Raw genomic sequence first — 13586 nt, forward strand, 5'->3', positions numbered from 1 at the left:
GCGTCACAGAACTCAAAGCCGCCACCATGACCACGAGAAATAGAATCATCATCGCAGTCATCAAATCAGCGAAGGAGATCCAGAACGGCTTCTCTCCCTCGTCTTTTGAACGGGCAACCGAAGGCATTTGCTTACCAAACATCGACTAGCCTCCGTTACTGCCTGATTCGTTCCATGATTTCGCCGAAGTCTTCGAGACTTTCCTTGACCCCTTCTACACCGCCAGCGAGGCTCTTGACTGCTTTATCGAGCTCGGCATCCAGACTACCCAGCGTTTGTCTCAAGGTCCGATCCATGCCATCACCGAACTCTTTAAAGCCGTTACCCAACACACCACTGATGTTTTCCAGGTATTCATAAACTTCACGGTTAAGCGCCTGCATCCGCTCGCTTTGAACCTTCAGGTCCTGGAGATACTGGCTGCGGCCGCTGGCCTCCCCTTGTGCGCTTGCGACAACCCCTTCGATGACCGCGAGAGTTTTCGCCAGCGCTTCACGATTGTTTCGATAGTCCGCAACCACGGTGTTCAACTCACGTGATGCCTGTGCAAGCTCAGTACCTGCGCCCTGGACTGTGCCCATCAGCCCCGCAGTCGACTCACTGGCACGCGCAACGCTTTGTCCGGCCGTTTCAAACCGCTCAGCCGCCGCCCGCATCTTGTCTGCGCCTAGCTGCATGCTCTGCAAATGCTGCTCTGTTTGGGCACTCAATGCCTTAACGGTGTCCTGTGCAGATTTCTGTTGCTCTGACACTGTTTGCAGCAACGCCTTGACCTGTTCGTCAAGACCGCCCACCAAGTCACGGGTGCCTTGATGCAGGTCAGCCTGTGCAGCGCGGGTGGTTTGATCCATCTGCTGCTGGCCGTGCTCCAATTGCTTGAAGACTGCCGAGAGTTGCTCACCCAGCACCTCAACGGAGCCCGCAATTTTCGCCATGGTTTCCTGTTGACCTTGGCCGACGTTCTGCTTGATCGACTCAACAAAAGCCTGGAGATTCTCAGCCATTGCCTGTTGGCGAGCCTCGCTTTGAGCAAACAACTTTTCCAACTGCTCGGCCATTCGAGCACCTGCCCCTCCCCTTCGTTGCCGATACGGGCAACCGAAGCCTGGAGATTGGCGAGCATCTCGTTCATCCCCGCTTGCATGGCGTTCTGTCCGGCCTGCATATCGGAGAGTAACTGAGCGATCATAGTCGAGCTGTTTTGGGTCGAGGACTCGCTAGCCGAACGCATATCTTGGATCAGCGTCGAAAAGCCTTGCTGCATCGACTGCATGGCGGCAACGGACTGGCCCATCAGTTCGTGTAGACCGTTGAACTGTTGGCCGAAAGTACCTTCCAGCTTGTTCATGAAGGCAACCAGAACATCCTGAAGAAGGTTCTGTACTTGCCCTGACTGATCGCCACTGGCGGCCTGAACCGCACCCGCGATAGCTTCAAGGGGGATTTGAGACTGTTCTCAATCGCACTGCTTACCTGATCGGCCAACAACTGCCCAGAGTCACGGTAAGTCGTTGACAAGGTATCCGCTAATTTGAGGCTTTCGCGGACTTGGGTATCAACAAGGTTCTGCAGCATTTCCCGCAGATCGGTTACCAGGCTGTCCTTGAGCTGTCGGGTTTGCACGGAGCTTTCAGCACTCGAGCGCACGAGCTCCGCCAGATATTCCTCACCGACACCGCTGTCGAAAAGCCCGTCGATGGTTTCGTTGAACGCTTCAAGAAGCCTGTAGCATTGGCCCAAACGCCACTTTTCAGTAATCGTGACGGCTATAGAGGCCATGATAGAAATAAAGGAGCCGATGAACGCAAATAACACGTCCTTGAGCAGCTTATCGACGCTGGCATTTACCTGCTCAGGGGTACTTGGATCAAAATGCTGTAGGCCTAGCATCAAGCCGAAGAAGGTTCCGACAATACCGATGCCGGTCAAAATACCAGGCAGGTGTTTATAAAACTCGGTTCCCAGCGGGGTATCAACCACGCTTTGAGGCGAGAAGAAATGCGCGGCTCCGGCGGTGGCGCGCGACCGGACAAGAACCTGTTCTCCTTCTTGAAACTCAAACTGGTCGTGCAGCGTTTCAGCGTACTCGTGCCAGGAGTGCTCCAGCTTGCTTCCATTGAACAGTCGCTCCAATTCAGAGCGCCGTTGAGACGGGGCGAGCGCTTTCACACCCTGCACACGTTTAGTCAGTTTTTTTAGCTGACTGCTAAGTTTGAAGGATGGACAAAAATAACGAACAAAATACCAAGCGCACAAAATGAAAACGAAGCCAACTACCGTTATTGGCGCGATCAGCTGCTCGGTGCTTGCAGCACCCCATAGATGCAACAGCGTCGAAAAATCCATACTTTCCGCCTTCAATTTTGCAATTTTTTGATGTTCGGGACGCCTGCAAACCCACATTGATGCGTCAATCACCAATCCCGTTGGTGATCGATGACAGCACTTGCTCGGCACGCGTTTTTCAGGGCACAACAAAGTCGGAAAGGAAGGGCGGTAATTTCACTACAGCAAATCAGGAACCTTCCGTGGACAAATGTTAGAGAATCATGTCCTTATGCCAGCACCTTAGCCTGAGCCTTGATCGTCGTAAAGATGGACGCGATCAATGGATCCCTGACCTAAGATATCCGATAGGCTTATCGGGTGTGTGCTCTCCGAATACTGTACAAATCCCCTCCAGCCTCTCTGCGATTTGATCAGTGTCGAAAACTTTGAATCTGCTCAGCCAATTTGCGAACCATCAGTTCAATGCGAGCGACATCTTCTGCATCGTCTGTTTGTGAGTACTGCTCGGGCTCCCTATTCACATCCGCTTGCACCGCGCGCAATCCCCCCGTTCCTCGACAAAACTGACTCTATCAATCATGAAGCCTGTCCAGCTCCGGTGCTGGTAAAGCTTGTTGTCCACGAAATAGCTAAACCATTTCTCTTCCATCGCAGACGGAATGTAACCTTTGCGGATCGCCTCAGCGTCCTTAGGTCCAAGATAGAAATCCAAGGGCAACGTCACAAAACGGTCGGGCATTTCCTCGGTCATCCAATCTCCTTTGATGGCCCACCCGCTTGAGCCTCTTTGCTCAAACGCAATCACACCTTTGTAATTGACCTCCAGCCACCGCTGAGTGGCCTCGAGTATCTGTAGGTCACGCTGCCGGCCTACGTGGTTAGTGGTCAATTTTATCAACACCCGTGCTTCTTCGTAGCTTGCCCAGCGAATGCTTTGGGTCTCGTGACTGACCGAACCATGCCCATGGCCGGGAATCATCAAGAAATATGCGTTGGTTGTTGTCCCACCCTTATAGACACCTGGTAGCACGCCAACGACCTTTGCATCGTGCCCAATTTCCCTCGCACTCCGCGACGAGCAGTATGCTCCGGAGTCTCATCGCCCTGGGGCCGCGTCTTGGCAAATGTCCAGGCATACCCATCGTAATGATTGGCTGGCTCCCGCAGGAGAACCTGACCACCGGAGTTCAAGAGGATGCCGCCATAAGCGGTGGCCTTAGGGATGACCCAAGTCATGATTGTTCCTCGAGTTCTTTGAAGGTTTCAAACACTTTGCCGGATCCTTCTGCTCACATCGGCATCAATCGTCCAGACCACTTTCTACAACCAAGGCCTAACCATTCATTGAGCTACGTCAGCCCCATGTTTGCCAATTTCCCTGCACATTAAGCCCCCGAGACGCCGTCGCCAAGGCTGGACGTGCGCACAGGTAAACATTTCGAGCAGGCTTCCCCGACGATTCTGCGTTAGACGCGTCAGATCGCTGAAACGACCATTATCACTGCAGCGACGGTTAAAGTAACCGTCATCAATAGGCCAGATAAGGGCTTGACCCAAGCGCGGGAGATGATCATCCAAACGGACCTCGGAATGATTCATGGACAACTGGGGATTACGAGCTGCGGAGCGTTAGTAAAATAATTTTGCAGAGTTGTAGATCGATCCAAAGCATCTCGTCCACAAGCCAGAAGCTCAGCAAATCGTGGTGACTGATTTTAAGGAGTTGAGGCCTTGGTTTTATGACTCAGGCATTGGCCAGCCACCTCTAAGGTGGTCGGCGGTGTTGGAAATCGACAAATGAGTTAAGAGAGGTAAGACGCTGATTAATCCGGGCCGTTAACGGCAACATCGTTAGCAAGCATTTCATGATCAATCATCATGAACCACTCCCCTAGAATGCCGAAAGCAATTGGCCACTATGGCGAGGTTGTCATATATTCTCGGCACTGCGCCCCATAATTATCTACCACCTCGAGCACGACGCATACTGTCGCGCAAGCTCCTGAGTATGGAAACGCGTCGCCATGGACCCGGCACAATCAAAAGGTGGCAGGAAAATAGTAAAAGGCGTCTTCGTCGTTGGCGGAAGCCTACTTCTTGAAAGCAATCTAGACTCAGGAGATTTATCGTGGAACAAAAATGGATGTTGGTCGCAATACCTCTCGCCGCGTTCATCTTCGCATGGGTGCTCGCCACTTGGCGTGCGCAGCGCAACGAGCAACAGTCGTTTACTGACCTTGAAATCACCCGCGCCAGTTTAAAGCAGGCCGAAGCTGGAATAGTCCGACTGGAGACGAAGCTTGTTGAGCTGTCAGAGCAAAAAGCTGCCCTCGATATCGCGTGTGGACGTCTTGAAACAGAGCGGGACAACAGCAAGGAACAACTTGGCAAGCTGGATACGGAAATCACTAGTCATAATACCGAGCTCAGACGCGCGCAACAGTCAGAACAGGCTGCCCGTGAGAGCAATTCCAAGGCCCAAGAGACCGCTGCCAAGCTGCAAGAGCAAATTACCAACAACGCGGGCATCTTCACTGAGCGTTTGACCGAGCGCGACCAACAGCGTGACAAATTGGAAACTCAGCTAACGACAGCCGAGACCCAACACAAACTGACCGCATCGCAACTGGGAGAAACGCGCGAACTGCTCAAGCAAGCGGAGACCCAGCTACAGGAAAAGCAAAACGAGCTGAGCAGCTACAAATCATGGTGGGAGGCCTCCAAGGCTGATCTCAAAACTGTTCAGGAGAACTACGCTGCCCTGGACAACGCTCACGTAAAACTCAACACCTCTTTGCAGGAAAAGCAGCAAAGTTTCGACGCACAGTTCAAGCAGCTGAACGAGAACCGAGAGAGCCTGACCAAGGAGTTCGAGCGCCTGGCCAACGACGTATTGGAGCGCAAAGGTAAAGCTTTCAAGGAACTGAACCAAGAAAGCATCAACAATCTGATTGCCCCCTACAGACTGAGATGAAAGGCTTCCGTTCGCGCATCGAGGACATTCACACCAAGGATGCTGAGCAGCGGGTCGAACTGCGAACCGAGCTCAAAAACCTGCAGAGCCTGAACAAAGACATTACCGATCAGGCGGAAAAGCTGACAACAGCCCTGCGCGGCCAGAAGAAAGTTCAGGGCAACTGGGGCGAACTGATGCTGGAAAATGTTCTAGACAACTCCGGCCTGCGCCTGGGCACGGACTACAAGCGCGAGGTGAGCTTCAACACTGATGATGGCCGCCAACGTCCGGACGCCATCGTCTATCTACCACAGAACAAACACCTGATCATCGATGCCAAGACATCACTGGTCGCCTATACCGACTACATCAATGCCGAGGATGACCTCATTCGCGCCCAGGCGCTGGCCGCCCACACCTCCGCCGTGCGTGACCGGATCAATGAGCTGGCTGACAGGGACTATCATCGCCTCGCGGGACTGAACTCGCCGGAAGTTGTGATCATGTTTATCCCTATTGAGTCTGCCTACGTCGAAGCCCTGCGCCACGATGAATCTCTGTTTCAGCGGGCGATCGAGCGCAACGTACTGGTGGCCACGCCGACTACCCTGTTGACCAGTTTGAAAATCGTCAAGCAGCTATGGAGCTTTGAAGATCGCAACAAGCACACTGCAGAACTGGCCAACCGGGCTCAGCGCTTCTACGAGAAGCTGCATGGCTTTTTGACCAGCATGCAAGCCGTGGGCAATCAGCTGGATAAGGCCAAGGAAACTTATGACAAGGCTTTGGGACAGCTCTATACCGGTAAGGGCAACTTGATCAAACAAGCATCGGAGTTCAAGGAATTGGGAGTGTCAGTGCAGAAGGAGTTACCAGCGGAACTGTTGGAGCGGGCAAATCTGGAACTGGAGAGTTCGATTACGCTAGCGGTTGGGGAAGAAGGAGCACCGCCGTTGACTGCGGTGTCTTAAGGGGTTGCAGACGAGCCGCGCCTCCGTCAGAAGCGCGGTCAGTTTGTAGTTTTACTCGAGTCGAGAACTCTTGGAATTGGCGTTACCTGGCTCAAGCATTCGAGCCTTTTTTCCAATTTCGCCGATGCCCATAACGGCTTTCATTCTACCGCCCCACCTTAAGAGTGAAACTCCGACCAGCATAAAGTCCGGATTCGTGTTTTCCTACAGGCTCCTTACTGTCGCTCTGACCTAGTAGAAAACTAGACATATCAATCCTCTTGCTGAAGGCTACGCAGTAACTCCAGTAGCTCGAGAGTCGGAGCCCCTGCGCTTTGAAGTCGAGTCAGTACCCAATTCTTCAAATAATACGAATCGGCGTCGTTGCTTGCCAGCATGGATATTCAGCACGCCCCCGAAGACTGGACAGCTGTACTCCGTTGCCGCGCACATGTTCATTCAGCACGGGAACGACAACGAACGCGGAGCGCTTGCGGCGCAGATCAAACAGGCTAGTGATCATCATGGATTTAACATGAAAGTCACTCTGTCTGCAGACCCAGATGAGTGGCATGACCTAGAAGTCGAAGAGGAGCCCGAAGAAATTGAGAGGCGAAAGCTGGAGCTCCAGAGAAAAATCCAGAGTATTGAGGCGGAGCTCGCTCTATTGGTTCGCTCCTGAGCTGGTTTCGACGTGTTATTGGCATTCCAATTTCTGGCATCGCTAACGGGACACGCTGGTGTTGAACCGCTGCGGATGTAGCAAAACGCTTCAGTACCAGTGCTCCCGCAGCGAGCCAATGGGGTTGTCAATAGCGCACTTGATACTTCGGCGTTGAAGACCTTGCTTGATATAATTTCGCAAACGGTGCCGGGGCGACTGTATTTCGCTAATGCTTGTATTTCACTTCGAACACTGCAACCGCCATGTGTGTATCCCCCCGCTTGGCATCATCCTTAGCCCAATGCGGTATAGCTTGATATCTCTGGAGCGAATAATTGACGTTTCCGCGACCGCGAGGGTACTGGGCATGATGCTCTGCTTCCTGGTCACTGAGCATCGTGAGCAGGCGCTCTTTTGACTTTAGTAGTGAACACCAAGTAATTAGTCTCGAGCCTTGAGCCCTCACGTACTGTCCTGCTCACATAGGCAAGCCGCACCAGATCCTTGAAAAGGTGATCACTGCGCGAGCCGCGCTTGAACTCAAGGACATGCGCTGGCACGCCCCTGCGACCGGTTCGCAGGATCAAGTCGAAGCGACCATTGCCCCGAAGCTGCTCATTTTCGAGCAATGCATTGATTTCATCCTCTTCCACTCCGGCATCGATCAACGTCTCCTTTACCGAAGCTTCCATTCGGTAGCCAAAGTTGCTGAAGGCATTAGCAAAGTGGTGGGCAACATGCACAGCCATGAAGTACTCCGGCATCCGGCTGAGCGGCATATCACAGTGTTCGAGAGCCATGTTGCTCGCATGAGTGAGCGCCTTCATTATTGCGTCAAGACGGTTGCCGGATGAAGATTTGAGTAGCGATTCAGTCAAGGGTGCCTCCATAGCTGTGACGGATCAGGTGATAGCACTGCAAGCGCAATCCCACCCTAGATGAATCGGCACCGTCTCCTATTTCATTAATTGGTACGATTATCTATGCGTATCCTAGGGTTAGCTGCCTTGATAGGCTGCGCATCCGCCAATTGCTCTCCAGTACGTGGGCAACACCATCACCCATGAACCAACCTGGATGCCAATCACCGCTCTGACGCGCGCCGAAGTAACGGAGATCATCGTGTAGGTGGCCAACCAGGCACTCTGAATCTCAACAATGTGTTTGATCACGCTTAATAGAGCGCCCCCGCGCGCTCGGCGAACTACGGCGCGCAACGCATTGTGATGACCAGCTTCATGTCCGACTTCTGAGCTTGATGGGTAGTGTGTAGTGCGGATGATTTTTCTTCACCGCACTGAACGGCGCCAACCGGCACATTGGCTACGCTGATTCAGGAAACTACGGTTTGCCCGCCCTCCCGCGGGCTTTGTTTGTCTGCAGGAAAATAGATCGCAGCCTCGTTTCACTCGACAGCTCCTTCGGGGAATCATTGGTGCTCATTCATTGGGGAGCGATTCTGCTTGCGAAAGCTCCCCATCAGGTGATCGCGATCGCGCCTGCGTCACTGGCACCTCCAGCCGCGCACGTCCGTAAAACGCCAGCGTCGTCAGCAGACTGGGAAAAGGGAACGGATCTATCTTTCGGCCCTTTATGGAAAATAAATCCGCCCCCTTTTTCCTACAGCGGAATACTGGCGGACGGGGGTTCAAATCCCCCCGGTCGCACCAAATCAACGAAAAAAGACGTTTAAGGACGTCTTTTTGTGCCTGGAATTCAGTGAGATCAAAGTTTCAGGGCCATTGGCTTTCACAGGAAGCTTTTGAGTTCCTGGCGTTCTGGTCTCCCGTTTGGGATCCCGACCCTGGAGAGTCGAGCGACCAACGCAACGGTAAGAGCGGGAAGACCGTGTTGACCGATGACGGAAAGCTTTGCGCTGACATCCCCAGAGACCGCGACGTTAGCTTTGCGCCGATTCAGATCCCCAAGCACAAGCGCCGTTTTACCGGCTTCGGTGACAAGATCATTGCCATATATGCCCGTGGTGTGACGGTTCGTGAGATTCGCGCATTTCTGCCTGAGCCCTACGGAACAGGCGTTTCCGATGCAGCTCTGGAAGAGGTGAGTGCTTGGCAGCAACGTCCGCTTGACCCAATGTACCCGGTGATTGTCTTCGACGCACTGCGGATCAAAATTCGTGATGACGATCCCCAGCCTCACCCCACTTCAATTACTAATCAGCGAAAAAAGCCCCCCCCAAACACCACCTCCTGAGGGAGCGGGCTTGCCCGCGTAAGCGCCAGATCATCCACAACAAATCCAAATGACCCAGCACCATCGCATGTCCACCTTTGACTAACCCCCAGAATCCCCCGCTCCCGCATCAAAACCTTCAACGAATCATCAACCAGCGCCTTACTCATAGCCGCCAAATAATGCGCAGCCCAAGCATGCCGCCCATTGTCCTTCGCATAAGCCGCATCCTCAGTCAGCGACTTGGCAAGGCAAAGAAAATCCGAAGCCATCGACAACGCATCACCAATGGGCACGCCACCAATGACGTGAAACATCGCTTGATTACCGAGGTAGATCGCTGGGGTGAAGCCGATGGTTTTGAGTTCGGGATTGTCGGTCATTTGCCACCTCCGGAGAGGGAGATGCAGTGGCCGAGGGTGGAAGGTGGGGCGTTACGCCACTGGGAACTGCGAAGAGGGGGAAGCCAAACTTCGTACGGTTTAATTCTGCGCATTATCCAACTCCTTGATATGAGGAGCTGCCACGTTCGTTTCCACACGAATGGGTGACAGCTGTGCGCAGGGTGGAAAACCGGTAATCAAGGAAACCGGCACGCCCGAAGACGTCCCACGCACAGCCGCCATAACTCACGCCGCAGGCATAAAAAGGCCTGCAGACATGATGGGAGCGCTGTTGCGCCTTGAATTACTCGGGTTTCCACACCCGGTCGCTGAGTTTGCAGCGACGGCGAAAGGGTATCGCGAGCTTTCCTCCCCTGCAACCACTGACAGCCTTGGATTGAATCCTGCGATCCACGAGATGACGCCTGGTGGGCGTCAGATCGACTGGAGGTCTCGCAACGCTTCCGGGTGCTGACTGGCAACCCGTAACAATGTCTGTGCCGCACCAGTAGGTCGTCGACGACCTTGCTCCCAATCCTGCAGCGTGCGCAGGCTGACGCCCAGTAGCTGCGCAAAGGCACGTTGGGACACGCCGACTTTAGCCCTGGCCTCAGCCGCAGTAGAAAGCTTCACCTCGGTTGTACGTGCGGTCTTGCCAGCCTTCATTTGACGTACCGAAGCCAGCAAGTCCTTCTGAAAGCTTTCTATTTCATGGTCCATCACTGATCTCCTCTTGGAATGGCAAAAAGATACGGCAACACCGTAAAGCGATGCAAAGTTCGCCGGTCGGATGCTCTCAGTGCGGCGCACCAGTGTTCCTAAGACCTTGCTCTTGCATGCATCAAGCAGTAAGGTTTCTTAATCGCTACCCATTAGCGATACAGGATTGGCGTCCTGTCTGGTTCGGAAGACACAAAAGCCGCTGTCGCGGCTTTTTCGTGTCCTACATGTGGCTGCCTGTTATGGGCGGGCCGTATGTGGGCATCCTCGGATGCGCCGGGGTCCAACTAGCCGGTACGCCAACCCATACGGTTCCGCCCACCCTGATTGGCGTCAGGAGGCGGTGTTATCACCTCTAGTGGGAAATTCAAAATGAACGAACATCTCGAACCCACGCGGTTCACGCGCAACAATCGTTTCATCCATGCATTGATATTGGATTCTCAACCCTGGTTTAGCGTTGTCGATCTCGGCCGGCTTATGGGCTATCCCCTGAACGAGCGCCTGATTCGCAAGCTCGACACTGACCAGTATCGTTTTCTTCGGCTGAACTACCACGGTGGAATTCAGGATACGTTGATGGTGAGCGAATCCGGCGTGTATGCGCTCATGATCTATCACCACATCCCCGAAAACCGAAACCTTCGGCAGTGGTTGACGCATGAGGTCATTCCCGCACTACGAAGAACCACAACCAGCGCAGCAGAGAATGGGCCGTCGCTCACCACGTTACAGTGGGCGGGACTTTCCGTGAGTCTTTTGCATTGGCAAAACAACGCCTGGATTCGATGGCGGGATATGCCAGTGCTGATGCCATCAGTCGAACATGCCAACGGACTTAGCCGGTAAATTTACCTCTAATGTCCATCTCGCAACGCCGTGCCACTGTCATAGGCAACAGTGGCGCGGGACACTTCTAAGATTTGCCTTCCGGCGTTTCACATTGAGTGATGCCATGCTTTTCAAAACAGATCCCCCAGTTCATCCAGCGTCGGCATCCGCGCCGGAATCACCGAAAACTCGCAATCCAGCGCCCCGAGCACCCGCGCATACGCAATCATGCTCACAGACAACGTCCCCTTTTCGACAGCGATGACTTTCTGCCGCGTCAATCCAGCAAGATCTGCGAGATCCGCCTGAGTCAGGCCCCGACTAGTACGTTTTTCACGTATTTGTTTGCTTAGGCGGCCAATAATAAGCGCATGATCCATGTTCAGTATCCGAGACATTTACAGTTAAATGTATCGGATACGTGACATTATGCCAATTAGACGTTTTAAAAAACGGACGCCAGCCCTGCCTCCCACCGTCACTTGCCACCATACCCAGTCGATCTATATGATAAGTATTATCATTTGTGATATTTACTCATCCGGCGCCTCCACCTCATGTCATCCCCCTCTCAAACCAGCTTCTGCGACCTGGCCACGCTGTACCAACAACAGCACAGCTGGCTGCAGAACTGGCTGCGGCGCCGGCTTGATTGCTCCCAAAGCGCCGCAGACCTGGCGCAGGACACCTTTATGCGCCTGCTGGCCAAGGAGCAGGTGCCAGAGTTGCATGCGCCGCGCACGTTCCTGGCGAAAGTGGCGCAGAGTGTTTTATCCAATCACTACCGTCGGCAAAAGCTCGAACGCGCTTACCTGGAAGCACTGGCCGCGATGCCCGAGTTGACCGCGCCGAGCCTGGAGACCCAGGCGATTTTGCTGGAGACCTTGATTGCCCTGGACGCTGCTCTTGAATCCCTGGAGCGGCCGGTGCGCGAGGCTTTTTGTGGTCGCAGGTGGATGGGTTGAGTCACGCCGATATCGCCCAGCGGCTCGCGGTGTCGATCACCACGGTCAAGCGTTACATCGTCAAGGCCGGGGCGTTGTGCATCATGCTCGATAGCAGCCTGGACCCGACGTGAGTCCGTCCATCCCTGGCGATATCGCCGAACAGGCCATGCACTGGCAGCTGGAGCTGCAGGAGCCTGGGGCCAGCGCGGAAACCCTGGCGGCCTGCATGAACTGGCGCCAGGCCCATCCCCTGCACGAGCGCGCCTGGCAGCGAGCCGAAGCGCTCGCGCAGCGCATGAGCGAGATGCGCTCGCCCAACCAGCGCCCCTTGGCTCATGCCGCCTTGCGACCCACCCTGTCTCGACGCACAGCGCTCAAGCAGCTTGGCTTGGTGTTGGCAGCCGGTGCTGGCGCCTGGAGCATGAAGGACACCGCAGTGCTGCAAGACCTGACGGCGGATTACCACAGCCAGGTCGGCGAACAGCAACGTTACGTACTCGCAGACAATACCGAGGTTGAGCTCAATACCGACAGTGCGATCAATGTGGTGTTTGAGCGCGAGGCGCGGCGCATCAAGCTGTTACGCGGGGAGATGTTGATCACCCGGGACAAGATGGCCGACGGTCGCCCGTTGTCGGTGACAACCGCTGAAGGACGTATTGATGCGGCGTTGGCGCGCTTCAGTGTGAGGCAGCGCGCGGGGGTGACGCAGGTCAGCGTTTATCAGGGCTCGCTGGTGATCAACCCGATGGCCCGGCGCCAACTGGCAATGACGTTGCAGGCTGGCGAGCAGTTGAGCTTCAACGCAGAAGGGGCCATTACCCGACGCGCCGCTGCGCTGAATGCCCCTGCCTGGAGCCAGGGCATGCTGGTGGCCCAAGCGCAGCCGCTGCAGGAGTTTCTGGCTGAGCTGAGCCGCTATCGACGCGGGCACCTGGCGTGTGATCCGAGGCTGGCCAATGTGCCGGTGTCGGGAACCTTTCCCCTGGCGAACACCGAGCGCATCATTTTCGCCGTCGCCGATACCCTGCAGCTCGACGTCCGGCAATTCACCCGCTACTGGGTCACGTTGCAGCCCCGGCAGGCCTGAGACATTTTTTTGCGCTTGGGTGGTCCGTTTTCGAATCTCGCGAGACTTAAACCCCGAGACACTTATTTTCATTGGGGTATCACTCGTGGATTTCACTGCATGCAACGGCCGGGTCTGGCACTTTCTCTCAAGCACAAACTGGCCTGCGCCGTGGTTCAGGGCGTTGCCTGCATGGCAGCAGCCGCGCCGTTACTGATCGCGCCGAGCTGGGCCGAAGCTGCCGAACAGGCGCAGCAGGAGTTTGATATTCCTGCAGGCCCATTGGCCCCGGCGCTCACTCGCTTCGGCCAGAGCGCCCACATCCTGCTGTCCTACCCCGCGCCATTGACGGAGGGCCAGACCACTCAGGGGCTGCAAGGTCGCTACGATGTGGACCAAGGCGCTGGCCATGTTGCTCGCCGGCAGCGGCCTGGAAGCCAGCCGCAATGCCAGCGGCAACTACACCCTGGTGGCCCGTTCAGAAGAGGCGTTGCAACTGGGCGCGGTGTCGATTTCCGGCAAGGCGCCGGGCTCCACTACTGAAGGCAGCGGGCTAGTACACCACCTACTCGTCCAGCAGCTCG

12 protein-coding genes and 4 pseudogenes are annotated in these 13586 nt (G+C 54.9%); 8 read left to right on the forward strand and 8 right to left on the reverse strand.

Translation table 11 applies throughout. The features are described from left to right. The 4 genes and pseudogenes from JFT80_RS24965 to JFT80_RS25665 form a co-directional block, all read right to left on the reverse strand. The coding region (locus JFT80_RS24965; RefSeq protein ID WP_274610212.1) for a flagellar motor protein MotB at nt 1-142 on the reverse strand (142 nt) is incomplete at its 3' end. Between the two features lie 13 nt (nt 143-155). Continuing rightward, nucleotides 156-2346 (reverse strand): annotated as a pseudogene (gene zorA1, locus JFT80_RS19640) (type I Zorya anti-phage system protein ZorA1). Nucleotides 2347-2806: 460 nt separating this feature from the next. Next, nucleotides 2807-3271: a hypothetical protein gene (locus JFT80_RS19645; protein ID WP_201148992.1), complete on the reverse strand. Its 465-nt coding sequence runs from the start codon at nt 3269-3271 to the stop codon at nt 2807-2809. Continuing rightward, the gene (locus tag JFT80_RS25665; RefSeq protein WP_201148993.1) at nt 3268-3525 is read right to left on the reverse strand and encodes an NUDIX hydrolase; all 258 of its coding nucleotides are present in this window, start codon (nt 3523-3525) and stop codon (nt 3268-3270) included. The genes JFT80_RS19645 and JFT80_RS25665 overlap by 4 nt, the downstream gene beginning before the upstream one ends. Nucleotides 3526-4417: 892 nt before the next feature. On the opposite strand from JFT80_RS25665, the gene JFT80_RS19655 reads away from it, so the two are divergent. From JFT80_RS19655 to JFT80_RS19665, 3 genes are all read left to right on the forward strand, one after another. Beyond that, nucleotides 4418-5263, forward strand: coding sequence for a hypothetical protein (locus JFT80_RS19655; RefSeq protein ID WP_201148994.1), 846 nt, complete (start codon nt 4418-4420; stop codon nt 5261-5263). Beyond that, nucleotides 5260-6216, forward strand: a complete 957-nt coding sequence (locus JFT80_RS19660; protein ID WP_201148995.1) for a DNA recombination protein RmuC — start codon at nt 5260-5262, stop codon at nt 6214-6216. The genes JFT80_RS19655 and JFT80_RS19660 overlap by 4 nt, the downstream gene beginning before the upstream one ends. Nucleotides 6217-6730: 514 nt before the next feature. Continuing rightward, the gene (locus JFT80_RS19665) at nt 6731-6877 is read left to right on the forward strand and encodes a hypothetical protein (RefSeq protein WP_201148996.1); all 147 of its coding nucleotides are present in this window, start codon (nt 6731-6733) and stop codon (nt 6875-6877) included. Nucleotides 6878-7245: 368 nt separating this feature from the next. Here JFT80_RS19665 and JFT80_RS19670 read toward each other — a convergent pair whose 3' ends face one another. Next, entirely contained in the window at nt 7246-7737 is a 492-nt protein-coding gene (locus JFT80_RS19670) for a hypothetical protein (RefSeq protein ID WP_201148997.1), read from the reverse strand. 925 nt (nt 7738-8662) lie between these two features. Between JFT80_RS19670 and JFT80_RS19675 the strand changes: the two are divergent. Continuing rightward, nucleotides 8663-9004, forward strand: a pseudogene (locus JFT80_RS19675) (transposase); the annotation flags it as partial. Nucleotides 9005-9147: 143 nt separating this feature from the next. Here JFT80_RS19675 and JFT80_RS19680 read toward each other — a convergent pair. Beyond that, nucleotides 9148-9435 (reverse strand): annotated as a pseudogene (locus tag JFT80_RS19680) (DUF3077 domain-containing protein); the annotation flags it as partial. A 435-nt stretch (nt 9436-9870) separates the two neighbouring features. Next, a complete protein-coding gene (locus JFT80_RS19685; protein ID WP_307833115.1) occupies nt 9871-10245 on the reverse strand; it encodes a helix-turn-helix domain-containing protein in 375 nt (124 codons plus the stop codon). A 282-nt stretch (nt 10246-10527) separates the two neighbouring features. On the opposite strand from JFT80_RS19685, the gene JFT80_RS19690 reads away from it, so the two are divergent. Next, nucleotides 10528-11004, forward strand: a complete 477-nt coding sequence (locus JFT80_RS19690) for a Bro-N domain-containing protein (RefSeq protein WP_201149000.1) — start codon at nt 10528-10530, stop codon at nt 11002-11004. 113 nt (nt 11005-11117) lie between these two features. Here JFT80_RS19690 and JFT80_RS19695 read toward each other — a convergent pair whose 3' ends face one another. Beyond that, complete coding sequence (locus JFT80_RS19695; protein ID WP_201149001.1) at nt 11118-11366, reverse strand: helix-turn-helix transcriptional regulator; 249 nt, start codon at nt 11364-11366, stop codon at nt 11118-11120. 177 nt (nt 11367-11543) lie between these two features. Here JFT80_RS19695 and JFT80_RS19700 point away from each other — a divergent pair. The 3 genes and pseudogenes from JFT80_RS19700 to JFT80_RS19710 form a co-directional block, all read left to right on the forward strand. Continuing rightward, a pseudogene (locus tag JFT80_RS19700) lies at nt 11544-12064 on the forward strand (sigma-70 family RNA polymerase sigma factor). Continuing rightward, entirely contained in the window at nt 12061-13023 is a 963-nt protein-coding gene (locus JFT80_RS19705; RefSeq protein ID WP_307833116.1) for a FecR family protein, read from the forward strand. Before JFT80_RS19700 ends, JFT80_RS19705 begins: the two are co-directional and overlap by 4 nt. A 367-nt stretch (nt 13024-13390) precedes the next feature. After that, the coding region (locus tag JFT80_RS19710; protein ID WP_201149002.1) for an STN domain-containing protein at nt 13391-13586 on the forward strand (196 nt) is incomplete at its 3' end.

The sequence above is a fragment of the Pseudomonas sp. TH10 genome (assembly GCF_016651255.1).
Classification (GTDB): Bacteria; Pseudomonadota; Gammaproteobacteria; order Pseudomonadales; family Pseudomonadaceae; genus Aquipseudomonas.